The sequence below is a fragment of the Variovorax sp. Soil_C_17 genome, assembly GCF_057657265.1.
In genome coordinates this window covers 15,389-39,227 of record NZ_JBDGIT010000014.1, presented here as the reverse complement: position 1 = coordinate 39,227, position 23,839 = coordinate 15,389, and the positions used below count along the sequence as shown (strand labels likewise).

The following is a 23,839-nucleotide window of genomic DNA, read 5'->3' as shown; positions in this document are numbered from 1 at the left end:
ACTTAGAACCTGATGCCACCGGCCGCCCCACGGGACATACCGGCGTTGAAATTGTCGATGGCCGACTGCTGTTGCAGCCGACGGTCTGCCTCTTCCATCGCCTGAATGGTCGATAGCTTGATCTGCTCGTTCTGCATCCTCACGGTCTCCACCTGGATGCGCGCCTGCACTTCGTTGATCGCCTTCACGTCGGTCGACGCGTTGATCGACCCGACGAAGGTCTGCAGGTTGCGGATGTTCTCTGCAGCCTTGCGATAGCCCATGTCGCCGATCTGCTTCTGCAACGCGAGCTGCTGCCACTGGCGGTTACAGGATGAGCGCATCGCGGGATCGCTGTTGAGTTCCGCGCAGGATCTCAACTGATTGGCACGCACGATGTCGTTCACCGAACCAGAGATGCCGGCGAACGACCCGCCGCCGCTCTTCATGGCATGCACCGCCCCGACGTAGTCCTGCGGCAGATACTGGTTGAGCAAGTCGTTGTTCATGAGACTGCCGAGGTTTCGCATCCCCTGGAGCGTTCCGTAAACCTGCCTCATCTGGTCCAGCTGCTGTCCCATGGACTTGAGCTGCTCGGTCCATTTCATGATCGTTTCGATCTGATTCACCGTCGCAGGGATGTCGCTGGTGACCGTTACCGGGATCTGGGCCCCGGCACCACCCGCCATACCAAGGCAAAGCACCGCCCCAAGGACCATGTGTTTCGCGTGTCGCACCTGGCGCATCACGCAGTGCGTCATCCAGGAAAGGGGCAGCCTCATCACACTCTCCTCTTCAGAAACAGGGGAAGCCAGTCGGCAGGCTCGGGGCCAGCTTCAGCGATCGCCGCGTGCATGATTTCCACGTTGTCCAGGCTGGCCGACAGCACGGCCAGCATGTCGTCCATGCCGCTGAGGTCCATCCTGACCAGCACCGACTCGGCACCCTTCTTGAGCAGGAACTGCCCCGAGTTCTCCTCGGTGTACTTGATGAGTTGGAACTCGCGCGGCGTGAGCTTAAGGCCGTCGATGTAGTCGGCTTCCTCAGCCTCGCCGTTGGGCAGCAGCAGCTGCGTCGGAAACTGTGACAGCAGCGTGCTGCCGAGCGGCGAGCGGCTGATATCGCTCGGCTCCTGGGTGTCCAGTCCGATCACGCCGTCCTCCTTGCGGATCGTCTTGCCCTTGTTCTCAATGAAGTTCTGCATCAGCGGATCCTTCAGCGCCCGCCAGGCCTCGGCGATGTCGATGATGTGGGGCGCGCTCGACGCCTGCTGCGCGATCTTGTGCGTCAGGTAGCGCAGGATCGGCGTGCGCGCCTCCTCGATGTCGAGGAAGTGGGTCATGTCGAAGCCGAAGGTGTCCGCGCCGGTGAGATCGAACCGGTCGGTCTCGTTGTCCAGCACCCAGGCGAACGCGCCACCGTCGCACCATCGACCGAGGGCGTTGTAGAGGCTGTTCTCACGATGCGTCGGCAGGGCATCGCGAACTCGCGCATAGCGCCGGTGCCGCGGCTCCAGCTCGTAGACCTGCCGGATGCTTCGCAGCAGGTCTTCCTCGTCCTTGTGCGTCATGACGTACTTGCCGTCGAACTGCGCGTTCCAGGACATGATGGAGAGAATCACGGAGATGTTCTCCGGGGTCGGCGCCATCGAGAACGGGTTCATGCCGGTCGGCTCTCCGCCCGCGATCCGGAAGTAGCGCCCGCCCATGGCGCGGATGCAGATCTCCTCACCGCAGTCCTTGTCGAAGCTGAAGATCTTCAGCGGACGCCCGCTGGCCATCTCGCGCTTTCGTGCAAGCAGCCGCAACGCGAGCTTGAGCACCGTCTTGCCACCACCGGAGCGTCCGATGATCTTGTAGTTGCCCAGCTCCTTGCGGTGTGCCCGCTGATGCCCCTCAACTCCATCACCGCTGCGACCTTTCCTTCGATCATTGGCGGCCTCGTCCTCCGGATCGTGACGCGGCGCCGGCTCGTCGTCGTAGTCGAGGCGGATGCCCTGTTCCAGCAGCCGGTTGCGGCTCACATGGAAGTTGAAGAAGTACGGCCCGCCGGCGGCCGTCTTGAGCAGGGCGATCGGCGCGCCCCACTGGCTGCCCTGCGCATTGCCCTTCGGGTGGTTGTGCATCGGGAAGAACTTGGAGAAGTTCTTGCTGCTAATCGGCATCGCGCGGATGCGGCCGTACTTGAAGTTGCCCGGCAAGGTGCTGAAGTACGCGCAAATCAACGCGCCACCGCGCTCGCGCGAAGTGTTCATGCTCTTCTGGTCCAGGAGGGTCACCGCGGCATTGACGTTTTGGTTCAGCTCCTTGATGGTGTCCCCATAGACCACCAGGATCAGCTCGTGCTCGAACATCGAGAACTTGCCGGCCTGCAGCTGTGTGCGGGCCGCGGCGACCTCCTTGAGTTGCTCCTCGTTATCGCTGGTGCTCTTGATCTTGTTGTACTGGGTCTTGAGCAGCGCGTCGGCCTTGTCGAAAGCCATCACGGTCACGGACTGGCTCAGAACGAACTCGAAGGATGATGACAGTAGGCCTTCGAACGCCTTTGCGTCCAGTTGCTCGGCGCGGTACGGCGCCACCAGCGTCAGGGCGGCAGCAAAGCGGGAACCTGCCGCACCCTCGATCTCCACGGTCTCGGCCCCGAAGTTCAGCGCGGCCGCCTGCAGGCTCTGGCTGAGCTCATACGCGCCGAGCCCGATGTGCCGGTCGGTGTTGTTGAGGAGGCGACCGTAGAAGGCGGCGGTGCGCGAACACAGCTGTCCCTCAAGATCGTAGGTGCCGAGTTTCCGGGGGTGGTAGCGCTTCAGGCTGGCCAGCAGCTGCGCCGAGAGCTTGCCCAGCTCGTCGCGCGCGCGCAGGCGCAACTCCGACATGCCTTCGCTAGAGCGCCTGGACAGGCGAATGCTGGTGCGGTCCGCGCGGTTGCCGGCCAAGCGGTACACCGGCGAGACGAAGAGCTGATTCGTGAAATGCTGCTCGCCCTCGAACTTGCGGACGTACTGGCGTGCAAACTCCGCCGACAGGTCATTGTCATAGCGCACACCAGACAGGTCGTAGCGCACGCGCCGGCGCTCCAGGTGCGTCCACAGCGCGACGTTCGGACTGCGAGCCACGTTGTTGATCGCGGAGAACCACTGTTGGTTGAGGTTGTCCAACTCCTTGTGGCCGAGGGTCTCGAACGAGAGGCCCTGCACCGAGAGGGTCTGGGTCAGGTCGCCTTCGTAGGTGATGACCGTGTGCTCGTCGATCTGCTGCGAGTAGGGCAGGCAACTGGCGACGCTGCGCTCGGCTCGCACGTTCGGGACTGCAGACATCACAGCACCTCGAGCCGGTTCACTTCGCGCCTGGACAGGTGCGGGCTGAAGCTCACGACGCCGCTGCCGTGCGTACCCTTGTTCTCGGCGAACCAGCGGAATCGGTAGTTCGCCACCAGGTCGCGCACCCAGAATGGGTTGTCGTTGGTCTTGAGGACCAGGACCAGGTGTAGCGGGAGCAGCAACAGCGTCCAGAAGCCGAAGAGGCGCACGCACAGCAACAGCAACATGCATTCGGCGCCGAACACCGGGAGCGGCACATACGCTTGCAGCACCGGGGCCTGCGGCCCGCGATAGATCACCGCGCGCTCGAGCGCCGGTTCTTCGTGGCGTCCGCTCAATTCCGACATCACCGCTCAAAGGTTGGAGATGCCGGAGGCCGAGCCGCCAACCATGTCCTTGACGAACTGGATGATGGCCACGACGGCGAACGCCAGGCCCGTCGCGAACAAGGCCTGCAAGAAAAGCCGCTTGGGGTCGTCGCGTCCGAACCAGTTGCCCGTGGTCCAGTTCAGGAGCGTCAGCAGGCACGCGATCGCACCGATCACGCCCACCACGCCGTAGATGACATTGAAGATGTTGACCCCCGCCTGCTTCAAGCTCTGCGCGAATGCCGGGCTCGCGGTCAGTGCGACGGCAGTCGCCGCACCTGCGAGTCGCAGCCACGTTGGCGCACGCCGGCCGCGAGCGGGGTCGATGGAATACGTTGCAGTGATGAGCCTGTCGATCATGTGTGCCTCTCTTACGGGTCTGGTGGACGGAATGTGCAAGGACTAGAAGCCGGCTTTGGCGTTCGGCTTCTCGAAGATGTCGAGCGATTCGCCCGGGCGTCGACGAGCGGTGTTTCCGCCCTTGGGCGCCAGCGATGCAACGCCGACTTGGGCGTCATTTGGAGCGGAGACCGCTGTCTGCGATGGCAACGGAATGCCTTTACCGAGTTGCAGCTGTGGTGGCTGGCTGGTCATGTACGCGAAGATCCGGCTCGCATAGTCGTCGCTGATTGAGCGGTCGACGCCGCCGGAGTTGTAGCCGCGCAGCGCCGCCCAGATCGCCGCCACGCCGGAATAGCCGGAGGCCGATGCGCGGTGATAGAAATTCCAGAGAATCTTCTGGCCGATGGCGAGGTTCTGGCAGGCATCGAAGGCCTGTTCCCAGCTCATGCCGTACAGGCCTACGTTGCTCACATGGATCTGAGCGAGGCCGACCGAGAACCTGCGGCCCGAGGCGACCAGCGCGTTCGCCGTGGCGACGGCCTCCTGCAGCGTCTCCGGCTGCTTGACGGTGCCATAGGATCGGTCCATCCCAATCGCCAGGGGCCGGCCAGCCGATTCGGTCCGCACCAGCGCCTGCATCAGGACAGGCGAAACTTGCGGGGCGCATTGTTCAATGAGGGCGACCGAAGGGAACATGCTAACTTTCTGTTGAACTTGTCTTTAAGCTTTGAAAAACTGAATGCTTTTTGAGTAATCGCCAGTCAGAATAAAGAAACGCTATACACTTTCATCGTGGATTTCTTTCCGAAAGGACGTTTGTTGTGTTTTTCAAGACTTTGCGCGCGAATTGGGCGTTGAACAACCGCGTTTACAAATGGAGATAGATTCCGAGAAATGACAACGTTCCAGCCCTCCGAAGAAGGACCTCTATCGCTTGCCGCGCAGATGGTGCGGGCGCTGCTGGAACGCCACGGAATCGCCAAGCATCGCCACTCCTCCTTCGTGGGGGAGTTCTTCAATTTGTCTCGTGCAGCCGCACACCAGCGGGTGAACCGCAGCGCCGCGTGGACGCTGGAAGAGTTGTCTGCCCTGGCGCAGCACTTCGGCGAGACGCTGTCGCATGTCGTCGGCGCGCATGCGACATCGACCTCCAAGCCAGCCACCTTGCGCATCGGCGGTGCGAATGTCGAGTGCCGGATCTGGCTCGCCGAAGGGGCGCCCGATCCGACGACCGACAGTTTCGTCGCCCTCGAGAATGCGGGCGCCTACGCCGTGGTACCGACGACAGCCATTTCTTCGCAGGCGGCCCTGCGCATCGCGCGGGTGGAACTTGTACTTGCCCACCCTTCGAGCTCGACCCTGCGCATCGCCGTGCTCGACGACGAGGAGGATGTGGCTCGTGCGCTATGCGACCAGCTGCGCAGCGCCGGCCTGGAAGCCGTGCCCTACTCGAACGCCCAGGACCTTGTGGCCGCCATCGCCAACACGCCTTACGACGGCTACGTGGTGGACTGGCTGCTGGCCGAAGGCAACGCAGCGCCGCTGCTGGCCACGCTCCGCGGGTTGCAGCAGCCAGCGGCCGTGGTGCTGCTGTCGGGCAAGATGCGCAGCGGTTCGGCCGATCCCGTGGACGTCGCCTCAGCGGCCACCACTTACCGGGTTCAGGTCATCGAGAAGCCGACGCGCCTGCCGCTTCTTCTCTCCGCGCTGGAGAATGATGGCCTGCGCAAGGTGCGCGCTGCGAAAAGTCAGACGTGAGCCCTAGCCGCGCAGCCAGCGACTTCGGCCGCCATCGATGGCGAGCACCTGACCGGTCACATAGGAGGCGTCCAACAGCATCCATTTCACCGCCGACGCGAGGTCCTCGAAGCTGCCAAGCTTGCCCAGGGGAATGGACCGCTTGATCGCTTCACCGCGCTCAGCGTCGCTCCAGGCCTCAGGCAACGGGAGGGCCCCGGGCGCGACCACGTTGCAGCGAACGCGCGGCGCCCACTCCATGGCCAGCGTGATGATCAGCGACTGCAGGGCGGCCTTGGCCACCGTATACCAGAGGTAACCTGCAACGGGCCGATCGACATGGACGTCGGTGACTGCCACGACGGAACGCAGGCCCGGCTTCAATGCGTTCAGGATGGCTGCGTGCGCATGCAAATGCACCGCCAGGTCCGCGGCTTGCCGCTCGCTGTCGCCCAGCTCGCTCGGCTGGTACACGCTGGCATTGCAGACGCAGAACTCCGGCGCCATCTCAGTGAGCCATGCAGGCACGATCACGGCTTCGCTCAGCTCCGCTTCCCAGGCGCGCACGGAGCCTGCTCTTTGATTTCCAAGTTCGGCGCACAAGGAGGTAGCCCGATCACCGGAGCGCGGGGAATGGTGGACCACCACGTTCACCCCAGCGTCGTGCAGCGCGCGAACAACGGCTTCGCCGCCCCGTGCCGTGCCGCCAGTGACAAGGACCCAGCTCATCGGGTCAAAGTCAGGCGCGGCACGTCCGCCCAGGCGTGATGCTTGGTAATCCCCACGCGCGCCGAGACAACGTGCTCCAGATCACGGATGCGGTCGCGGATGGTGGTGGTCACCTGCTCCAGCAGATCCCATCGACGCTCCGCGAAGACTTGGTGCACGATCTGGCGCAGCCGCCCGTAGTCGAGCGTCGCACCGATCTTGCCTTCGCGCGCCGCCGCGTCCGAGTGCCGATCATCGACCTCGACCACCAGCAGCACCGTCAGCGCCTGCTCCCGGCCTCGCTCCGTGGGCGCAATCCCGATCTCGGTGCGCACGTGCAGTTCCATTTCAATTGTTGCCATGTTCGTCAGTCGATAGGTGCCCGGCGGAAGCGCCGAGCCAAGCTGCCATTTTTAACCAGAGTGCTGGCCCCCGCTCACCTGTGCAGCCTCAGACGCTGTGATCGGAAAGCGAACAAAGAAGGTAGCGCCCCCCAGCTTGCCATTCGCCACACCGACCTTCCAGCCAATCGAGTCCGCCAGAAGCCGGACGATGGCCAAGCCCAAGCCACTGCCCTTGGACCGCGCCTGCCCGCGCCGACCCCGCACGAAGGGCTCCCAGATCGCAGCGAAATCCGATTCCGGGATGCCCGGCCCATGGTCGGTCACCCGCACCACCGCCACGTCTGAGGATTCGGGCGCCTCGGATGCCCTGCCCTCCTCCAGCTCCGCGGACACCGAGATCACGTCCTGGCCGCCGTATTTGATCGCGTTGGAAAGGAAGTTGTTGATGATCTGGTGAAGACGGATCGGATCACCCACGACCTCCATTTCGAGCGAAAGGCAGGTTTCCAATGCGAGCTGCTGCCCGGGCCGCGTGGATGCCCGGTGCTCGTCCAAGATCCTCTCCAGCATCGGCACCAGCGCAAACCGCTCGCGCCTGGCCTCATAGGTGCCGCTGACAACCCGCGTGTACTGCGCGATGTCGTCCAGCTGACCAGAGACCTGCCCGATGTTGCGCTCCAGGCTGGCGATCGCGCGTTTGCCATAGTCACCCTCACTCACAAGCGAAAGCGTCTCCACATCGGCCAACATGGTCTGCAATGGGGTGCGCAACTCGTGGGACACCATGCCCAGCAGCGCGACGCGCGCCTGCGCGCTTCTTTGGGCTTCCGCGCGCGCCTCGGCCTCGATGCGCAGGGCATGTTCTTCCTTGCGCAGGATCTGGACGTGGACAAACAGCCCCAATCCGAGCATCGCGAGCAGGGCCAGGCCCACATCCTGGTACGCCCGGGTCGCGCGGCGCTGCGCCTCGAAAGCGGCCTCGAAGCCCACGAGTTCTGCAACCCGAAGATCGTTGGCCATGCTCACCACCATCTGGCTGAGCGGCTCGAGCTCGGCATCGAAGCTTCGATAGCCCGCCAGCGATCCGAGCCCCGCATCCACCACGGCATCCAGCCGGTTGTTCAGCTCTGTCAATGGACCGACGGATTCCCGAAATCCCTGAACCGCCTGCAGGAAAGGCCGCAGCTCCGGCGAGTCCATGAGGATCGAATACTTGGCGTGCAGGACGTCACGCAGAATGATCGAATCGCGCCGGTGCGCCTCCCGCGCATCTGCCTGTTCGGCCAGGTGGTAGCGCGCGATTTCCAGCCGCAAGGCCTGCAGTCCCATCTGATATTGGGCGCCTGCGAAGTAGTACCCCTCTGTGGGCCACGATTCCGGCGGCACGTTGCGCGGCTTCGTTGCCGTATGCAGCACCACCATGCCTAAAAGCGCCGACAAGATGAGCAAGATACCCAAAGGACCGCCGAACTTCAGGACCCACCGCGGCGCGGGTCTGGAGGGGCGCGTTTCCGAAGCCTGCTTCATTTCACGACGATCTTGCACACCATCCAGACGAACTGCGCCTGACCCTTGATGGCGGTGAGCTCTGGGTACTGATCCCGCGGATAAACGAGAAAGACCGGTCCACGCGTTGCGACGACCAGCCTTTCGCCGTTCTGCGTGTGCGCCATCACCGGCCGGTACTTGGTCAGATCCGTCGTCGGAATCGTGATCTCGTACGCGTCGATGGCGTAGAAGCGCATTTCCTTGGCCGCGGAAGGCACACCCGCTGCCTCCAACACCGTGGAGAGTTCGGGACCGACAAACTCGCTACGGGTCGTCCAGGCCGTCGCGGTGACGAGCTTGACCGTCTTGAGCTTGAGGAGGTCTTTCTCACTGAACAGGAAAGAGCCTCGTGGCGAGTTGGGCTTGACTGACCCGCTGATTTCAAGGAGCGCGTCGGTGGGACATGCGTTCGGCGCGCCAGACGCCACGCCCGGCAGGGCGAGCGCCGCGGCCAGCAACCCGATCGAGGCAGCGGGGCGAACGATGGACAGGGGGACACTTTTCATCGCGTAGTTCCTTCGCATGCAGTGTGGATGTCGCGCGCGAGCTGCCGCGCCGAGTACGGCTTCGCACGATAGAAAAGCCGGTGCCGCGCGATGGCCGCTGCCAGCTCCGGATCGGTCGGGACCCCGCCCAAGGCCAGGTTCCCGGAAAGCAGGAAGATCGGGACGTTCTCATTCACGCGATCGGCCCGTAGGCTTCTCACGATGTCCAGTGCTGTGACGTCGCCGAGCAGCCAGTCCAGCACGTAGGCGTCGAAGCGCGTTGTCCGCGTGGCCACCTCGAACGCCACGACACCCGTGAACTCCTGCGCCTGCAGGCCCTCCATCCGAAGGACCGTCGCAATGGCTGCCACGACATCCTCGTCATCGTCCAGGACGGCCACCCGGATCGGTGTGGAAGCTCCCGCAGGGTTCATCCCAGAGGGCTCCTCAGGCATGCGCACGCGCGACCGCGTCGCCATCTTCGATGTGCGCCGGCGCCGTCAAGACAATGCTGTCGCTCCCCCCGGCTTGCAGCCTTGCGCCGATCACGCCCGCGATCGCCTTCGCCGGCAGCAAGCGCTCCGAGAAACCCTGCGGCCAGGGTCCGCCGCCCGCACAGCCCACCCGGAACACGAGCACGGACGCGGCCAGTTCCACGCCATCGACCGCCACGGTCACGCAGCGGCTTCCAGCCAGCTTGCTGAAAGCCCGCACAAGGCGCACGAGCACGCTTCGAATCAGCACGGCATCGGCAACCGCAAAGATGGGCTCGCTCGGCGCTTCGATGGATGCTGTCAATCCCGACTGCGCCGAAGCCACTCTGACCTCCTCCAGCAATTCGCCCACCTCGAACGAAACCGGCTGTGGGGTGAATGCCTGCGACTGGATCAGCAAGAGGGTGGCCAGGTCCGCCATGTGCGCATCCATCGAATGAGTTGAGCGCTGCAGCCGCTCCACAGTGCGCCGAATCCCATCGTCCAGCTGAACGGCATCCAGTCCATCGATCGATGACAGGATCGTTTGCAGCGGTGAGCGCATGTCGTGGACAAGGCAGTGAAGAGCCGCCGTCACATCCACCGACGACGGCTGGACTTCATCAGATGGTCTCGTATCGTTGACTTTGTTCATGGGCGTTCTTTCTCCCTCAGAGTCCCCGTGTCACTGCCGCGGCCGGACGCTGCTGCGCCACAGCGTAGGCCACACCCTGCTGGGCCTGGCCTTGACTCTTGCCCCGTCGCAGCTTCTGCGCGAGGATGGCCTGGGCGGCCTTGGCCGTCCTGGCGCGCAGCACCGCGCCTTCATTCATCGCATCTCTCAGCTCCAGCGCCGCGAACTTCTTCGGCTCGCGACTCATGGCTGCCGCCAGCTTCGAAGCGTCGTCCGTGAAGAGCGTGATGTCATGGCGCGGCCGCGAGATCGCGACATAAAAGACCGCACGGTTGCTGGTGAGACTCTTGGTATTCGCTTCGACCAGCACGCGGTTCTTCGTCAGTCCCTGCGCCGAGTGGATCGTGCTGGCATAGCCGTGCTGCAGATGCAGTGGGCGCCGCCGATCCAGCCGGATATCTGTCTTTGCGCCCTTGAGCGTCACGTGCCTGGCATCCACAGCCCGTACCTCGTAGCGCTCACCATTGGAAACGCCCAGCTTCCTGTTGTTCGCAGTCACCCGCACCCAATCTCCCGGTGCCAGGTCGACCGTCTCGCGCTCGTACAGGCGCAGCATGGAGTTCTCTGCAGGATCGAAGCTCACCTGTTGCCCGTTCTCGCGCTCCACCGTCAGCAGGTTCGTGCGCACATCGTGCGCCAGCACCTTCAGTTGCTCGTCCTTGACGAGCTGAGGGCCGCAGGTGCGCTGCGGCACCACGATCTGCCCCGCCTCGTAGCTCTGTGCGGATTTCAGCTCTGCACGGGTCATGTCCACATTGTTGAGCACCGCCACCTGGTCGCCGTCTTGCAGGGCCAAGCCCTCCCGCACCAACGCATTGATGGCCCGCCGGGCCTCGTTGGTGCCCGCCACGATGAGCGTCTCGCGCCGTTCGGCCTCAGGCAAGGACACGTAGGTGCGCGCCAGGCGTTCGTAGCGGATCACATCGTGCCGCACCTCGACGACGTGAGGCTCAAGCACCTCCACGGCCTGGGGCACCGCGTTGTTCGCCGCATGTACGACCGCCGCCTTGATCGCCTCGTTCTTCTGGCGCTTGATCTCGGTGAGAAAAGCCTTCGTCATCCCGGCATCCTGCAGTTGCTCGAACGGCTTGCCCGCTTCCACCGCGTGGGTCTGCTTGCGGTCGCCGCACAGCACCAGCCGCGCGCCCTGACGCTCCGCGATGGCCATGAGCTTTTCCAGCTGGTGGGCCGGCACCACCCCGGCCTCGTCCAGGATCACGATCGACTTCGCATCGAGGCTTCGCTGCTGACCGACGCGCGCGAGGAAAGACGCCAGCGTCTGCGACTCCATGCCGAGCGTCGCCAGCGCCTCGTTCTGCGAGGCATACGGCGCGAGCCCGATCACGCGATAGCCGTGGCTCCCCGACAGCCGCGCCGTTTCCGCCTTGATCCCCTCCACCGCCTTGGCGAGCATGTGGCTCTTGCCCGTGCCGGCCAGTCCCTGAATGCCCACAAAGCGGTCCCGGGCCGTGAGCACCATCCGGACCGCGTCGCGCTGGCCTGCGTTGAGGTCGCTCGCGGCCAGCATGGCGTCCACCTTCTCGGGCGAGGCCACGGCGGGCAGCACGCCCCGGCCCGCCTTCTCGATGCCGAGAATGCGGGTCTCGCTGCGCCGGGCCTCCGGCGTTGCAAAGCGCGCCTCCGACGGCACCAGCGCGCCGCGCTCGATCGCGGCATCCACCGCCGCCTCGGCCTGCGCCTGAGACTGGCCGCGCGTAGTCATCGTCAGCGCGATCCAGGAGGCCCGGGTGAGTTTTTCGAAGTCGTCATGCCCCTTGAACTGATTGGCCTTGGGATCGCGCGCGAGCTCGCCGGCACTGATGTTGAGGGACCGTGCGGTCTGGTACAGCGGCAGTTCCGGAAGAAGCCTGCCATCCGTCTTCGCCGTCTCCAGGGCGGCCCGGACCTCCAACGTGGTTGTGCGCGTCGCCGCGCGACCGTAGGCCACCTCGAGGAGTTCGGCCCGCGAGAAAATGCCCTGCCGCTCGGCCAAGTGCGCGATGGCGAAGTTGACGGCCTCGTCGGCGGCGCGGCGCGATCGGCTCACACCGGTCAGCTTCTCGCGCGCGGACTCCGTGAGCCGAGCGACCTTCGAGCGGGCTCGACCAGCGACGGTCATACCGGCGTCTGCGTGAGGGCCGAGCTTCGCCTGCAGATCGAGGCCTGCCTCCAGAGCGGTTTGTCGCCAGTGCTCTCGCAACCAGGCCCTGTCGCTCTCGGTCTTCTTGCGTCGGCTGGCGAGCGTGATGACCTGCTTCTGCGCGGTGGTCGCCGTCTCTCGTGCCTGGCCGCGCGCGGCCAGCAGTGCCTCGATCTCGCGGCTGCGCTGGCTGAAGTGCCGGATCACCGCATCGGAGACGTGTGCCAACTCCCAGCCGCCCTTGCGCGTTTCTCGCAGCTCAAAGCCCAGCTTCTTGAGCTCTTCGGCCAGCGTCGCCCGGTAGAAGGCCCCTACCATCTTGACGTTGCGAAGCATGTCCTCGTTCGAGAGGGCACGCCACGCCCCATCCTTGCGCCTCGTCATGTTCATGACGATGGCATGGGTGTGCAGCTGCGGATCTTGCGCGCGTGAGAGCTCGTGCCGGAAGGTCGCCACCACCAAGTTGCCGGTGCGCTCCCGAAAGGAAAGGCCACGAACTTTCTTGCGGGTGGCGGCGAACTCCTGCATCAGCTCCAGGCTCTTTTTCACCGCGGCGTCGTGCGCCGCGATGATGCGCGGGTCTTCCTGCACCAGTGCCTGGATGCTCACGGACTTCGGCGCGCTGAAGGTGAAGTCGATGCCCTTGCGGTCTTCGCTGCCGCGGGTACGGTTCACGCGCAGGCGCTTGCCGTCGGGGAGCTCGCCCTCCAGCAGGTTCTGGAACAGGGCGCGCTCTACGGTCCCGGCCTTGTCCAGGCCCAGTTCGATGACGCCGGCACCGAGCCAGTCGCCCCGGTGACCTTCCTTGCCGTAGTAGTCGTCCGAGGATTCGAAGTAGTGCCCGGCCCGGGTGGCATCGGCAACGAACTTGAAGGAGAGCATGGTGGCCTTCTCCCTTCAGGCGGATGCGGGGGTGGACGCGCCGGCGGTCCCTGTGGCTGCCCGCGCCGTGGCCGCGCTGCCGCCGGTCTGCGTGGCCACTCCCGTCGCCACCGTCCGACCGGCCGAGAACAGCAAGTTCTCCTGCTGGGGCCGATCATTGAAGCCCTCGGCCATGATCATCGGCGCCACCACCACGGGGCGCTTTGCGTACTTGAGCGATACGCGTGCGATCGGGTAGTTGCCCGCCAGCTTCACGTAGCCCGTGAGGTTCTGCAGCAGGTGGAACTCGGCCGGAGACACCAGCCGCTCCGTGTCCTGGCGGTGCGACAGGGTCCCCTTGCTGCCCGCGGTTCCCACCGACACGCTCGGCGCGCGCCGTAGCACGGTGTGCTCGCCCAACCCGCGCGAGAATTCCTCGGCCGTGTAGGTGTCCAGTTCACCGATGCCGCACAGGAAGGAGCTGCGAAAGCAGTTGCGCAGCGTGAGCGCATCGTCCTTGCCGTAGATGTCGTTGAGCTGGGCCAGGGACTGCACACCGGCCATGATTCGCAGACCCTTCTTGCGCCCCTTGGTCGCCGCGTCGATCAGGTAGTTGAGCTTTTCCAGCGAGTCCAGCTCGTCGGCCACCAGGTGGATGCGCCGGTTGGAGTCCTCGGCCATGGACAACACACTCGCGCAGGTGACGTCGGTCCAGCAGGAAATCAGCGGCTTGAGCGCCTGCAGCATGTCCTCGCGCCAAGTGATCCAGAGGTTCCCCCGCCCGTTGTCCAGCCAGTTCCGGAAGGAGAAGTCGCCTGAGGGCAGGTACTTGTGCGGGGTGATGTACTGGGTCAGGACGGTGCGAATGCTCGCGAGCGTGTCCGGCGCGCCGTGGAAGCACCCGGCCGCTGGCGTGCCGGTCAGCAGCGCCTTGAGGTCATCGTTGCTGGCGGTAGTGAGCCAGTGAACGAGGCGCTCGGTGATGCCGGCGCCCTGGCGCAGCAGCACCGTTAGGGTTTCGCTCACGATCGTGCGACCCATGCTGTTCCAGGTCTCCTGCTCGGTGGAGGGGCTGCGGGGGATCAGGCTGATCGCGTACTGCTCGCAGTCGAAGCTGGTGCGGATCTCGTTGAAGATGCTCCAGCCCTGGCTGCGGGCGTCGAAGGGATTGAGGATCACGTCGCCCGGTTGGAAGAAGTAGCGCATCGAGGCCCCGTCCGGGTCGACACAGATGACGCGATCCTGCCGCTCGATGGCGCTCGCCACATAGTCGCTGATGCACACGCTCTTGCCGGTCCCGGTGGAGCCGCCCACAAAAAACTGCGTGTTCTCGACCTCCCGCGGGATCGGGATGGCGGCAAACCGCAGCTGTTTCTTGTCGCGGCCCATGCCTCGGCTCTTCCGGGTCGCCTTCGCCAGCTGGTACTGGCTCACCATCTTGGGCCCGCGCAAGCGGCCGACGAAGACCGATCCTCCGAAATGGTTCGCATAGCGCTTCACACAGACGGCGAACATGACAACACCCAGGACCAAGCCCAGGAAAGGGCCGATCCAGAGCATCGGCAGGAACGGGGTCTGGAGTGCGGCGTGCCAGAGGCCCTTGGCAAAGAGCGATGTCGGCAACCGGTAGTACAGGGCCACGTTGGCGACCCAACCCGCAAGGATGGCGACGAAGACGCTGAGCGCCAGCCACGAGCGCAGGGTGTTGTCGGGGGTTCGGTGGTTGACGTACATGGCCCTTCTCCGATCAGCGGCCCTTCAGGTAACCCTCGATGGCCGAGATGTCCAGTGCCTGGTCCGCCTGAGCCCGGATGCTGTCGCCCACCGACTTGCGCACCATGACGTACAGACCGCACAGGATGCCCAGCAGGAGGTCCGTGTCCTCCCCGGCACCCTGCCCGACGGGTTCGGCCTGCCGTTCGCGAAGGCGCTCGACGCTGGCGTCGATGCGGTTCATGTCGCGACGCAGGTCCTGCAACACGTCCACCTCCAACCGGACTGCGTCGAAGTAGATTCGTTTGATGTGAGTGCTCAGCGCACTGTCTTCCGAGGCGGCGAAGGAACGCTCCAGACAGGCTGCCTCCTCGTCGTTGAAGCGGATCGGAACGTAGCGGGCCATGTGTTACGCCTTTCGGGCCCTTTTCATTCGCAGGCAGCGCGCGAGGTAACACACGCCAAGCCGCCTGTAACACAGCGAAATCCAGTATCCATGCGGGTTTCCAGGCACTTTGTAAGTGCGTATGGTGTATGCCCCCTTAGGCGGGTCGGGAGGCCCCCGAACGCCACCCCAGACGCACCTGAAAGGGCGTCAACTGCCCGGTCGAGCCGCAGGATCGACCGAGAGCGTGACACAAGGCCGAAGGCACTCTGCGGCCAATCCGTAGCCAATGTGTAGTTCATTTGTAGCTTCGCTGTAGCTCGGTTCACGGTCTCGTGTAGCCAAACAGTACTCAACATGTAGCCTTTCTGTAGCTCATCGCGACAATTTCTCAAGACATCTGGTGCAGTCATAAGCCAGAATGTACGCGTCGCTGACTACTTTGACCATACGCCTTGTCCGAAGTCGGAGCTCTGGACCAGCTGCGGTGTCGCACCGCCGAACTCGTCGCGCAGCGCCTGCGCAGCGACGCGGCGGTCGTCGCGCGGCTGGAGATCCTCATCGCGCACGCGGTCCGCCTCGGGTACTCGCATCGCTCGATCCATGAGGCCCTTACGGCCGGTGGCCTCGCCACCAGTTGGACCAACTACCGCATCTCACTGGGGCGCGCCCGCAAGGCGCAGCGAACGCAGGAGCGCGCCGGCGAGTCGCCGGGCGCGACTGCTTCGTCGGTCGGCTGTTCGAAGGAATCGTCCCCGCTCACCGCAGTTGCACAAGATTCGCCAGCACCAGAAACAGGCGGAACCTCATCCACCACCGATGTACTCGCGGCGCTCCAGCGCGCGCGACGCACCGCTTCCAAGGACTACGGGCGCATCGCCCGCGAGCAGTACCGCCAGCGCAACCGCCACCCTTCTGCAAATCCATCCCGCGAGGATCCATCATGAAGATCTGCGTCCTGAACCTCTCCGGCAATGTCGGCAAGAGCACGATCGCCGTGCACCTGCTGGCGGCCTTCACGCCCGGCGCTCGCATCGTGAGCGTGGAATCCATCAATGCAAGCGCCGCCAACGAGGTCGAAGGCCTGGACGTGGAGGAATTGAGCGCAAGCCGCTTCAAGGAGATCTTTCGGGAAATCATGCTCGGCGAGCAGGTCATCGTTGACGTGGGCGCCTCCAACGTCGCGGCCTTCATGAGCGAGGTGAAGCGCTTCATGAGCGCAATCGGGGAGTTCGACCTGGTGCTGGTTCCCACGGTACCGGCGGACAAGCAGCAGCGCGACACCATCGCCACCATCGACTGGTTGCATGAGCTTGGGCTCGATGCCCGCAAGGTACGGGTCGTCTTCAACCAGTACGCCAGCGATGCGCTCGACCCGGTGGAGATCGTCTTTGCACAGGTGGTGGGCTACGCGGCCGCCGACGGCAAGGGCAAGGCCGTCTTCGAGCCGCATGCGGTCATCGACCGCAATGAGGCCTATGAGCTGGCCAAGGAATCGGGCCAGACGGTGCGCGAGTTGGCTGAGGGTGCGACCGACTGGAAGGCGGCGCGCCTGGAAGCGAAGCGCGCTGGTGACATGGAGGCGCTAGAGCGCGCCATGTCCGGCCAGATGACGCACGATCTGGCGGTGACAGCCCAGCAGAACCTCGCGCGCGTACATGCGATGCTGTTCCCCGCAGGGGCAGCGAGCATGAGCGCGCGCGAGGGCGCACCCGAAGCCATTGCTTCCGGAAAGGGCGCATGACTGCCGTGAGCGCCCAGCATGCGGCGCTGCGCATTCTGTTGGAAGACGTCGACCCGCTGGTTCAGCGCGTCGAAGAAGCGGCGCAAACGCTTGCGAAGGTGCGCGAGGAACTGGATGCCGACCTCGACATCCTCGGGCGGCTCGTGCAGCAGTCGATCGACGCGCAGCCCGTGATCCTGGAGGCGGGCCGCAAGCTCAGTGCGTCGGCAGCGAGGATCGAGACGGCGATGCAAGGAAGCGCACTCCCGCCGCACCCGCGCGAAGTGGCCTTAAGAGGCACCGCGCGCTCCCGATCGACAAGCCTTTGGGGCGCCTGCGCGATCAGTGCGGCGGTGGCGGCGGCTCTCATTGGGGGCGTCGCCTGGTTTGGCATGCGGGATGTGCTGGAACAGGCTCGAGTCGGGCGCGCCCTCATGTCAGCTTGGCCATCACTTGACGCAGCCACACGCACCAAAGTTCATGAATTGCTGGGCAAGTCATGACGCTCAGGCCTTGGATTCGCCCTGTCGCGCCGCGGAAAGACGGCCGACGAGGGGAAGCTCGTCGGCCGTGTATCCGGTCAAGGAGATCGATCAGTCCGCGCGCTCGTCGTCCTCAAGGCTGCGGAGCCTTTGCGTCAGCGGGCGCAGCGGCGCCGGCAGCCAGCGCGAGCCTTCCAGCTTCGCGGCGCAATACGCCACCGCATCGGCCTTCTTCATCCTGGCCACCGCCTGGGTGCAATCGATGCCCATGGCTTCCTTGACGGCTTCCAGCGCCTTGGCCTTGCTCACGCTGCCGAGGTAGTTCGCGGCGGTCGGCAACCAGTCGGCCATGTCCAACCCGAGCGCTTCGGCCATCGCATCGCTCTGGTCGTAGCTGCGTTCGCGGCCTGCCACGGCGTCGATGCTGCGAGCGGTGCAGTAGGCGAGCAATTCCATGAGCGTTTCGCGCTCCTGGCCGAGCAGCCAGCGGAACATCGCTTCGGGGTTCCCGGGAAGCCGCTCGCCCCATTCGGCATGCGCCTGCCCGAGCAGGGTGCCTGCGGGTGAGCTCTCGTAGTCGCTCGCCTGCTGCGCCAGCGTGTAGTCGCTCGTGACGCGCACCGACACCTTCACGACATCGTTGCCGCGGCTGTACTGCTCGAAGATGGTCTCGGCCATCCGATGCACGAGCGTGACGAGCGCCACATGCGTGTTCTGCATCAGTGCGGCTTGGAGGGCGGCGGTGCGGTGCGAAGTCAGGTCGCGCATGAGCTTCTCGCTGAACTCCGGGCGCTTTCTGCCGGCTTGGGACCCTTCTGCCTCTCCCGGCTCGTCTTCATGGCCTTCGGAGGCGATGCCGGACTGGCATGCGCCCTTCCCTGCCTTGCGGTCCTCGGCGCGAATGAGCCCGCGAGTGACGGTCACTTTGCCCGCGGAGTCGATGCGCAGCAGCACCCCGGTGCGGGCCATCTGCTGTGGGGTCCATTCCCGCAAGGCAGCACGGGCCGTGTCGATGCGGTCGTCGAGCGCATCCAGTGCGCAGGAAAGGCGTTGTTCCTCGGCCTCGTAGTGGTCGGCGTCCCGGCCGCCCTCTGCGTCGTCTTCCAGCTTCTCGTAGGCCTCGGCCAACCGGTCGCGATCCGCCTCCATCGCCCCGATGGCCTGTGCTTCCGCGGGCGTCGGCGCCCGCTCGGCCTGGACTTCGTGCCCATAGCTGCGCAGGGCGAGTTGATCGCCTTCGGTCAGGCAATCCACGAACATCCACCCTTCGAGGCGAAATTCCTCGGCAAAGCCCCGCAGTTTCTCCATGGCGAGCGTCTGCAAGAGGACCGGGTTGTCCAGGTAGACACTCGATGCGTCGTCGCCGTCGGCAAAGAGGTCACGCCGCACCGCACCGCCCTGGGCCTCGTAGGCCTCGATGCCCACGAAGCGGGCCAGACGGCTGTCGCCCGAGCAGGATTGTTCGGTGATGAGACGGCGAAGGGTCCACGCATTGCGGTCGTAGGGGGGCAGGCCATCCCAGATCGAGTCCTGCGCCGCGTGGTCCTCGATGAGTGCCAGCGCCTGCAACTGGTCCGGCTCGATCTCGTCGGCGCGGTACATGGCAATGAAGCGTGGCGCAAGGCGGGCCAGCTTGAGACGGCGCTCCACCGTCAGCGGCGTGACGCCGAAGCGGCCCGCCACCTGCGCGACCGTGAGCCCATCCTCGACCAGCTTGCGGACGGCCTCCATTTCGTCGGCGGGATGGACGGATAGGCGCGCGGAGTTCTCGGCGAGGGAGACCTCGACGCTGCGCGCATCATCGTAGAGCTTGCACTCCACGGCTTGCGAAGCGGACCACCGCCCTTCGGTGGCCAGAAGCTGCATGGCGCGCAGGCGTCGCCCACCTGCGACCACCGCGTAGCGACCATCGGGATGTTCAACGACGCTCAATCGCTGCAACAACCCTTGCGCTTCGATCAACGCGGCCAGTTCGATCAGGCCTTCTGCGTGATGCACCTTGCGCACATTCGCATCGCTGATGAACAGCCGGTCCAGCGGCACGAGCACATCGCGCCCCATCGGTTCGATGACCTCAGGGACTGGGCCCTTCGCACCGGCCGCCTTCTTTTCCGGCTTGTGCTCACGCGATGCAGCAGCTTCTTTCGGCTTGGCAATGACAGTCATTTCAGATTCCTTTGCAGTTGAAGTTGAGGACATGCCGGGTTCCTAGATTCAGAGCCCTTTGTGAAAGGGTTCCGGTTCGCATCGGCCTCCTACCCGGAGCTGGCCGCCGTTTTCCTGAGTTCTTCGCCCGGTGAACGACAGCGACCGCGATGACGGGGGAGCAAGGGGGAAGGTTTGTAAAGCGAAGCTTTATGAAAACCCCCTTGCAGGCGCAGCCGGTCCCCCGGCAGCGCGGGCGCAGAGTCACCGGCAATGCGAAGGACTCAGGACAACGGCAGCACTGCAGGAGGTCGACGCGGACCGGAACCGCCGCGCGGCGAGCGCCTCTACGCGCCGCAGGCGCGTCTGGCCGAGGATGTCCGCGCCAGGGATGCGCAGGGCTGGCGCAGCCAGTCCCCGAAAGGGGATGAGCGCGAAGGCGCGAACCCGGAGCAGCCCGACAGCGGCGAAGCCGGTGGGGCGCCCACATTCCGCATCACTGCAGGAATGGCACAGACCTTGCAGTTCACCCCATCGACCCTCATCTCTTCCTTCGTCGGCACCGAACGCGCAGCAAGCGAGCGCGCGGCGCCGACAGAGACCTGGATTGAGAAATCATCGATGGCGCGGATTCCAGCCACCAGGCTGGAACGGCGCTTGCAGGAGACGACATGCTGACCACAGATCAGAAAGAAGCCATCCTTCGCAAAGCTGGCGTCGCCGTTCCAGCCTTCCACAGCCGTCCCCGCCCGGTCGACGAGCGCGATCAGCGCGAACGCCGTCGAGTTCTCACGCAGGACCTTGCCGAACACGCCGGACAGCAGGCGGCTGCGGCCGAATGGGCCAAATCCATCGACGCGCTCTACGTCGAGTACTCGGCTGCCCGCGCCGCCAAGAGCCTCAGGGACGCCGAAGAAGCGCGCCAGCTCGGCGCACTGCGCCGAGCGTCGGCACGTTCGACAACATGAACAGGCGCAGCGACACCCCGGCGTCAACCGAGCAGATACCCGCTGACGCCTGACGGGCGCTACATCGTTGTGCGCGGCCGACTCTGGCGAGCCGCCCACCCTGCCCTGGCCCCGCGGGCACGGCAGCGCCTCGTCGACCGGGTGATGGATGCCGCCGCGCACCGGGCATGCTGCGCCAAGCCAGAGCCCAGGTGAACCCCGGCATGACGGCTCTGGGCGTTCTGCGCGCGAGCCAGCGATCAGGCCCAGTTTTTCCAGCCCCGCGTTGAATGACTCCGAGGACCCGCCCCCTACCCGGCCACCAGCGCGCCCAGTGCGACATGATTGACGGTTTCAGCCAAGCGCCGCGCCATCCGCGATGCGCGGGTTCGCGCTTGGAGCTAGCGCTCTGGCCGGATGACGGCTGGCAGTTCCTCATGATCGCGGACGTTCACGGCGATTGGAGGCATCCAGTGCACTTCGCGTGCGCGCATGTCTGCAGGGACGCCTTTGCGCGGCCCGGAAAGTATGGTGTGCCAATGCGCGCGCCGAAAATGCGGCCGAACGGTTGCTCCAGTACCGGTCCCAGCCGAGCTTCCGCACGGGAATTGGGCTGCACGCAGTGCGGCCCCGATCCGCACGCCAAGGTCCCACCGCACCGGCGCAGCTGCAGGAAAGAGGCGTTCTCCCTTGCGCCGCGTGCGGACCGGCACCGGCATTGAAGGCCGCGCAGCAATGCCGCCCTGGCTCATCTCGGCGCCTTGCGAACACACGTAGAGCATCAATGAAAGAATGGGGCCGACAATGGCGCCCACCCGCACGACAAGAGGGGCGTCGGGGACCTTCCCGAGAGACTGCTGCAGCGACGTCAAAAGCGATTCGCCCGAGAGCGGCACCGCCATCGTCAGCATCGAATGATCGCTCAGCGAAAGGTCCAGTTCTCGCTCTGTGTCGAGCAAGAGGTGGAGGACGAGCGGGCCGGCATCGGTCGTGCCAGCTCGCTCCAGGGAGAGCCACACCCCCCGTGCCGCACCTCTCCAAGTGGGAATTCGGCCGAGTTCAAGGTAGATGCACCATTCCGGCCGACGACGCAGGACGTCGACCGGCACGTCCACATCAAGCGGCGTGTCGGTAAGCGCCGCCATCAATGTCGGATCGAACCGATAGATCCCCTTCGTCATGCGCCAGGCGGCGAGCGCCGTGAGCTTCGCGGCGAGCATGGGCTGGTCGCCGGCAATGGGATAAGCCACGGCGGTGGGCGCGAAACACCACGTCGGCCAGTCAGCCACAGTGCGGAACTCCGCGCGCAATTCTTCGATGCGTGTCCACACGCCAGGCATTTCACGCCCGACGAACTCCAGCATCTGCAACGCTGGATGGACGCCGCCATTCGTGATCGTCATGATGAGGATTTCTTGCGTTTGCCCAGGCCGGTTGAACGCTCGGCGACGACGATCATTGTCTTGGAGAAATCCAGTCGTTGTCGATCTTCCCCTCTCGACCTTGCGCCTTGCCTTGATCCGCTGTGGACATGTTGAGCGGAGCGGAGCACGGATCGTTGCTGTTGCTCGGTGCAACCAACACCGATGCCATGACAGGCATCGTGATTGCATCGATCGGCGTCGCGGGACGCGCGACGCCCGGTCCTCGGGCGTGTTCCGAAAGTGACCAGCTGGACCGATTGCTCCGCGACATGGCCCGCGTCGCGACTGGACTTCAACTCGTGATGGCTGCCCGGTTGTGGCCGTCTGTCGGCCTTGATGGCGCGAGCCTCCTCGACCTATGGACTGCTGGGCCTCGCATTCGCCGCGCCTGGCGTTCGATTTGGCGACTACGCTGGCGCGTTGACAGCATCCTTCAATGCCTTGCCTGCCGTGAATTTCGGCGCCTTGCTCGCCTTGATCGTCATTTGCTCGCCGGTCGATGGATTGCGGCCGGTGCGCTCGGTACGGCTCGCCACGCTGAAATTGCCAAACCCGATCAGCTGCACGGTTTCCCCACGTGCCAATGACCGCGTCAGGTTTTCAATTGCCGATTCGAGTACGCGGCCAGCATCAGCCTTGCTGAGGCTGGTGTCCGCAGCGATCGCCGCGATAAGTTCGGTCTTGTTCAAACTGAGGTTCCTTTTGAAAAGATGATGAGGAGCATAGCCATCCGAGCTTGTCGGACGGTGGCTGGAATCAACGTGCCTGGAGTGGGTATGAACAGAAACAAAGCACAGCTTCGACTTGCGGCCTGCAATTGACGAAAGTCAATTGCGAGGTCTCGTTCAGACTTCGCCCGGCAGTAGCCACGCGAGCCACGCGAACCCGACCCCGTGCATAGACCAGAAACCCCTGTACCTCGGTGCGAAAGACGCCCACTGAACTCGCGTAAGCCGGCACCTTGAGGAAGGGGCAACGTGGACCATCATCGGGATGAGCGCACCAATTCCGGATTGCATGCGTACTGCGGAGAAGTCATTGTCTGCGGACACCTGCGGCGCCCGGCAAAAGAATTGGCGGCCAAAGGCCACCCAGGCATGCCGCCACCTTCGTGGCGGCAGTGCTGCATCGAGAACTACGCAGCCGCCGTCGCGGCGACCGCTTCCGGCGTCGAAGGCGCCTGGCTCTGCACCACGGCCGCCTTGCGCGCGGCAGTTCTCGGGCTCGCCTTCTTGCGGCTGGACGCGGGCTTGCGCGCCGCCGCCTTCTTCGCGGTCACGGCAGGTTCCGACCTCGCCACCGTCGTCTTCGGACGGGAGGTATTCTTCGCTGCCTTCGAAGCGCGTACCGCCTTGGCCGCGCGAGCCTCCCTGGCAGGCGACTTCTTCACCGGCGGCTTGACCGCTGGTGTAGATTCCGCAGCGACGGCAGCTCCGGCACGCGGCTTCACAGCCGCCTTCTTGCGCGCGGCCTTCACCGGAGGCGTTGCCGCAACTGCGGGCGCCGCAACTGCAGCGGCTTTCGATGACTTCGCGCCCGTCGAAGCCTTCGTTGCTTTGCCCTTCGCCGAGCCGGTGCCCAACTTGATGCGCTTGGCCGCAGTCGATTTCGCACGCACTTTCGTCGCGGGCGAGGTGGCGACGGGTGCGACGGCTGCTGCCGGGGCCGCTGCGCCGTTCGCAAAACTCTCGAGCGTCCGACCGGCCGCGATGGCTTCGCGCAGCCACGCCGGCCTTGGCCCGCGCCCGCCCCACTGGTTGCCCTGTCCATCGCTGAACTTCGCGCCCTGGGACGCAGCGCCTTGCTCGCCCTTCGTCGCCTTCGAAGCTTTCGACGCCTTCGTCGCCGGCCGCGAAGCAGTGGCGGAGGTCGAGGCGAATTTCAGGTCGCAGGCTGTGAGGCCGTATTTCGCGATTGCTTCGTGATCTTCGCGATGGCGCCTTTGGCTTCAACTTCCAGTAGCTTTTGAGCGGAGGCTTGGAGAGCAGCAATCTCGCGTTCCAATTGGGCGTAGGTCTTGGTCAT

At 64.8% G+C, this 23,839-nt stretch carries 24 protein-coding genes; 6 read left to right on the top strand and 18 right to left on the bottom strand.

Features of this window, described 5'->3' with window-relative positions; all coding sequences use genetic code 11:
• Positions 1-2 precede the first annotated feature (2 nt).
• The 5 genes from virB5 to AC3A6Y_RS31880 are packed head-to-tail and all read right to left on the bottom strand — an operon-like array spanning position 3 to position 4,701.
• Positions 3-761 carry a P-type DNA transfer protein VirB5 gene (gene virB5, locus AC3A6Y_RS31900; RefSeq protein ID WP_487872227.1) on the bottom strand — a complete coding sequence of 253 codons (759 nt, stop codon included), beginning with the start codon at positions 759-761 and terminating at the stop codon, positions 3-5.
• Complete coding sequence (locus AC3A6Y_RS31895; protein ID WP_487872226.1) at positions 761-3,292, bottom strand: VirB4 family type IV secretion/conjugal transfer ATPase; 2,532 nt, start codon at positions 3,290-3,292, stop codon at positions 761-763. The genes virB5 and AC3A6Y_RS31895 overlap by 1 nt, the downstream gene beginning before the upstream one ends.
• Positions 3,292-3,633: a hypothetical protein gene (locus tag AC3A6Y_RS31890; protein WP_487872225.1), complete on the bottom strand. Its 342-nt coding sequence runs from the start codon at positions 3,631-3,633 to the stop codon at positions 3,292-3,294. Before AC3A6Y_RS31890 ends, AC3A6Y_RS31895 begins: the two co-directional genes overlap by 1 nt.
• A gap of 15 nt (positions 3,634-3,648) precedes the next feature.
• The gene (locus AC3A6Y_RS31885) at positions 3,649-4,023 is read right to left on the bottom strand and encodes a hypothetical protein (protein ID WP_487872224.1); all 375 of its coding nucleotides are present in this window, start codon (positions 4,021-4,023) and stop codon (positions 3,649-3,651) included.
• 42 nt (positions 4,024-4,065) lie between these two features.
• A complete protein-coding gene (locus AC3A6Y_RS31880) occupies positions 4,066-4,701 on the bottom strand; it encodes a lytic transglycosylase domain-containing protein (protein ID WP_487872223.1) in 636 nt (211 codons plus the stop codon).
• Positions 4,702-4,899: 198 nt separating this feature from the next.
• Here AC3A6Y_RS31880 and AC3A6Y_RS31875 point away from each other — a divergent pair, with 198 nt between their 5' ends.
• Entirely contained in the window at positions 4,900-5,763 is an 864-nt protein-coding gene (locus tag AC3A6Y_RS31875; RefSeq protein ID WP_487872222.1) for a helix-turn-helix domain-containing protein, read from the top strand.
• A 3-nt stretch (positions 5,764-5,766) separates the two neighbouring features.
• On the opposite strand, the gene AC3A6Y_RS31870 is transcribed toward AC3A6Y_RS31875, so the two are convergent.
• From AC3A6Y_RS31870 to AC3A6Y_RS31830, 9 genes are read right to left on the bottom strand one after another with little or no spacing between them, the layout of a single operon-like run.
• On the bottom strand, positions 5,767-6,471 hold the full coding sequence (locus AC3A6Y_RS31870; protein ID WP_487872221.1) for an SDR family oxidoreductase: 705 nt from the start codon (positions 6,469-6,471) through the stop codon (positions 5,767-5,769).
• A complete protein-coding gene (locus tag AC3A6Y_RS31865; protein WP_487872220.1) occupies positions 6,468-6,812 on the bottom strand; it encodes a dihydroneopterin aldolase in 345 nt (114 codons plus the stop codon). Before AC3A6Y_RS31865 ends, AC3A6Y_RS31870 begins: the two co-directional genes overlap by 4 nt.
• 51 nt (positions 6,813-6,863) lie before the next feature.
• Entirely contained in the window at positions 6,864-8,321 is a 1,458-nt protein-coding gene (locus tag AC3A6Y_RS31860) for a sensor histidine kinase (protein ID WP_487872219.1), read from the bottom strand.
• Positions 8,318-8,848: a putative pterin-binding protein gene (locus tag AC3A6Y_RS31855; protein ID WP_487872218.1), complete on the bottom strand. Its 531-nt coding sequence runs from the start codon at positions 8,846-8,848 to the stop codon at positions 8,318-8,320. The genes AC3A6Y_RS31860 and AC3A6Y_RS31855 overlap by 4 nt, the downstream gene beginning before the upstream one ends.
• A complete protein-coding gene (locus AC3A6Y_RS31850; protein WP_487872217.1) occupies positions 8,845-9,261 on the bottom strand; it encodes a response regulator in 417 nt (138 codons plus the stop codon). The genes AC3A6Y_RS31855 and AC3A6Y_RS31850 overlap by 4 nt, the downstream gene beginning before the upstream one ends.
• A 13-nt stretch (positions 9,262-9,274) precedes the next feature.
• Positions 9,275-9,955 (bottom strand): histidine kinase, encoded by a 681-nt coding sequence (locus AC3A6Y_RS31845; protein ID WP_487872216.1) that lies wholly within the window; start codon positions 9,953-9,955, stop codon positions 9,275-9,277.
• A gap of 16 nt (positions 9,956-9,971) precedes the next feature.
• Positions 9,972-13,016, bottom strand: coding sequence for a MobF family relaxase (gene mobF, locus AC3A6Y_RS31840; RefSeq protein WP_487872215.1), 3,045 nt, complete (start codon positions 13,014-13,016; stop codon positions 9,972-9,974).
• Between the two features lie 15 nt (positions 13,017-13,031).
• Positions 13,032-14,729: a type IV secretion system DNA-binding domain-containing protein gene (locus AC3A6Y_RS31835; protein ID WP_487872214.1), complete on the bottom strand. Its 1,698-nt coding sequence runs from the start codon at positions 14,727-14,729 to the stop codon at positions 13,032-13,034.
• A gap of 13 nt (positions 14,730-14,742) precedes the next feature.
• Complete coding sequence (locus AC3A6Y_RS31830) at positions 14,743-15,114, bottom strand: hypothetical protein (RefSeq protein WP_487872213.1); 372 nt, start codon at positions 15,112-15,114, stop codon at positions 14,743-14,745.
• Between the two features lie 434 nt (positions 15,115-15,548).
• Here AC3A6Y_RS31830 and AC3A6Y_RS31825 point away from each other — a divergent pair, with 434 nt between their 5' ends.
• Genes AC3A6Y_RS31825 through AC3A6Y_RS31815 form a run of 3 tightly spaced genes read left to right on the top strand, consistent with a single transcriptional unit; the run spans position 15,549 to position 17,319 of the window.
• Complete coding sequence (locus tag AC3A6Y_RS31825) at positions 15,549-16,040, top strand: hypothetical protein (protein WP_487872212.1); 492 nt, start codon at positions 15,549-15,551, stop codon at positions 16,038-16,040.
• On the top strand, positions 16,037-16,837 hold the full coding sequence (gene stbB, locus AC3A6Y_RS31820; RefSeq protein ID WP_487872211.1) for a StbB family protein: 801 nt from the start codon (positions 16,037-16,039) through the stop codon (positions 16,835-16,837). Before AC3A6Y_RS31825 ends, stbB begins: the two co-directional genes overlap by 4 nt.
• Positions 16,834-17,319, top strand: a complete 486-nt coding sequence (locus AC3A6Y_RS31815) for a hypothetical protein (protein WP_487872210.1) — start codon at positions 16,834-16,836, stop codon at positions 17,317-17,319. The genes stbB and AC3A6Y_RS31815 overlap by 4 nt, the downstream gene beginning before the upstream one ends.
• 90 nt (positions 17,320-17,409) lie before the next feature.
• Here AC3A6Y_RS31815 and AC3A6Y_RS31810 read toward each other — a convergent pair whose 3' ends face one another.
• On the bottom strand, positions 17,410-19,464 hold the full coding sequence (locus AC3A6Y_RS31810) for a ParB/RepB/Spo0J family partition protein (RefSeq protein WP_487872209.1): 2,055 nt from the start codon (positions 19,462-19,464) through the stop codon (positions 17,410-17,412).
• 252 nt (positions 19,465-19,716) lie between these two features.
• On the opposite strand from AC3A6Y_RS31810, the gene AC3A6Y_RS31805 reads away from it, so the two are divergent.
• Positions 19,717-20,121, top strand: a complete 405-nt coding sequence (locus AC3A6Y_RS31805) for a hypothetical protein (RefSeq protein ID WP_487872208.1) — start codon at positions 19,717-19,719, stop codon at positions 20,119-20,121.
• On the top strand, positions 20,115-20,411 hold the full coding sequence (locus tag AC3A6Y_RS31800) for a hypothetical protein (RefSeq protein ID WP_487872207.1): 297 nt from the start codon (positions 20,115-20,117) through the stop codon (positions 20,409-20,411). The genes AC3A6Y_RS31805 and AC3A6Y_RS31800 overlap by 7 nt, the downstream gene beginning before the upstream one ends.
• Before the next feature lie 380 nt (positions 20,412-20,791).
• Here the strand turns inward: AC3A6Y_RS31800 and AC3A6Y_RS31795 are convergent, their stop codons facing one another.
• The 3 genes from AC3A6Y_RS31795 to AC3A6Y_RS31785 all read right to left on the bottom strand — a co-directional run bounded on the left by AC3A6Y_RS31795 (position 20,792) and on the right by AC3A6Y_RS31785 (position 23,699).
• Positions 20,792-21,793 (bottom strand): AcrVA2 family anti-CRISPR protein, encoded by a 1,002-nt coding sequence (locus AC3A6Y_RS31795; protein WP_487872206.1) that lies wholly within the window; start codon positions 21,791-21,793, stop codon positions 20,792-20,794.
• A gap of 428 nt (positions 21,794-22,221) precedes the next feature.
• Positions 22,222-22,503, bottom strand: a complete 282-nt coding sequence (locus AC3A6Y_RS31790) for an HU family DNA-binding protein (protein WP_487872205.1) — start codon at positions 22,501-22,503, stop codon at positions 22,222-22,224.
• A 446-nt stretch (positions 22,504-22,949) separates the two neighbouring features.
• Positions 22,950-23,699, bottom strand: coding sequence for an H-NS family nucleoid-associated regulatory protein (locus AC3A6Y_RS31785; protein WP_487872274.1), 750 nt, complete (start codon positions 23,697-23,699; stop codon positions 22,950-22,952).
• Positions 23,700-23,839 lie beyond the last annotated feature (140 nt).

Bases quoted from the DNA above. Each gene is read 5' to 3' on its own strand.
- AC3A6Y_RS31885 (WP_487872224.1), bottom strand. From the start codon at position 4,023: ATGATCGACAGGCTCATCACTGCAACGTATTCCATCGACCCCGCTCGC.
- stbB (WP_487872211.1), top strand. From the start codon at position 16,037: ATGAAGATCTGCGTCCTGAACCTCTCCGGCAATGTCGGCAAGAGCACG.
- AC3A6Y_RS31855 (WP_487872218.1), bottom strand. From the start codon at position 8,848: ATGAAAAGTGTCCCCCTGTCCATCGTTCGCCCCGCTGCCTCGATCGGG.
- AC3A6Y_RS31860 (WP_487872219.1), bottom strand. From the start codon at position 8,321: ATGAAGCAGGCTTCGGAAACGCGCCCCTCCAGACCCGCGCCGCGGTGG.
- AC3A6Y_RS31880 (WP_487872223.1), bottom strand. From the start codon at position 4,701: ATGTTCCCTTCGGTCGCCCTCATTGAACAATGCGCCCCGCAAGTTTCG.
- AC3A6Y_RS31850 (WP_487872217.1), bottom strand. From the start codon at position 9,261: ATGAACCCTGCGGGAGCTTCCACACCGATCCGGGTGGCCGTCCTGGAC.
- virB5 (WP_487872227.1), bottom strand. From the start codon at position 761: ATGAGGCTGCCCCTTTCCTGGATGACGCACTGCGTGATGCGCCAGGTG.
- AC3A6Y_RS31795 (WP_487872206.1), bottom strand. From the start codon at position 21,793: ATGACGATCACGAATGGCGGCGTCCATCCAGCGTTGCAGATGCTGGAG.
- AC3A6Y_RS31895 (WP_487872226.1), bottom strand. From the start codon at position 3,292: ATGTCTGCAGTCCCGAACGTGCGAGCCGAGCGCAGCGTCGCCAGTTGC.
- AC3A6Y_RS31815 (WP_487872210.1), top strand. From the start codon at position 16,834: ATGACTGCCGTGAGCGCCCAGCATGCGGCGCTGCGCATTCTGTTGGAA.
- AC3A6Y_RS31830 (WP_487872213.1), bottom strand. From the start codon at position 15,114: ATGGCCCGCTACGTTCCGATCCGCTTCAACGACGAGGAGGCAGCCTGT.
- AC3A6Y_RS31835 (WP_487872214.1), bottom strand. From the start codon at position 14,729: ATGTACGTCAACCACCGAACCCCCGACAACACCCTGCGCTCGTGGCTG.
- AC3A6Y_RS31875 (WP_487872222.1), top strand. From the start codon at position 4,900: ATGACAACGTTCCAGCCCTCCGAAGAAGGACCTCTATCGCTTGCCGCG.
- AC3A6Y_RS31870 (WP_487872221.1), bottom strand. From the start codon at position 6,471: ATGAGCTGGGTCCTTGTCACTGGCGGCACGGCACGGGGCGGCGAAGCC.
- AC3A6Y_RS31845 (WP_487872216.1), bottom strand. From the start codon at position 9,955: ATGAACAAAGTCAACGATACGAGACCATCTGATGAAGTCCAGCCGTCG.
- AC3A6Y_RS31805 (WP_487872208.1), top strand. From the start codon at position 19,717: ATGCGAAGGACTCAGGACAACGGCAGCACTGCAGGAGGTCGACGCGGA.
- AC3A6Y_RS31865 (WP_487872220.1), bottom strand. From the start codon at position 6,812: ATGGCAACAATTGAAATGGAACTGCACGTGCGCACCGAGATCGGGATT.
- AC3A6Y_RS31800 (WP_487872207.1), top strand. From the start codon at position 20,115: ATGCTGACCACAGATCAGAAAGAAGCCATCCTTCGCAAAGCTGGCGTC.
- AC3A6Y_RS31810 (WP_487872209.1), bottom strand. From the start codon at position 19,464: ATGACTGTCATTGCCAAGCCGAAAGAAGCTGCTGCATCGCGTGAGCAC.
- mobF (WP_487872215.1), bottom strand. From the start codon at position 13,016: ATGCTCTCCTTCAAGTTCGTTGCCGATGCCACCCGGGCCGGGCACTAC.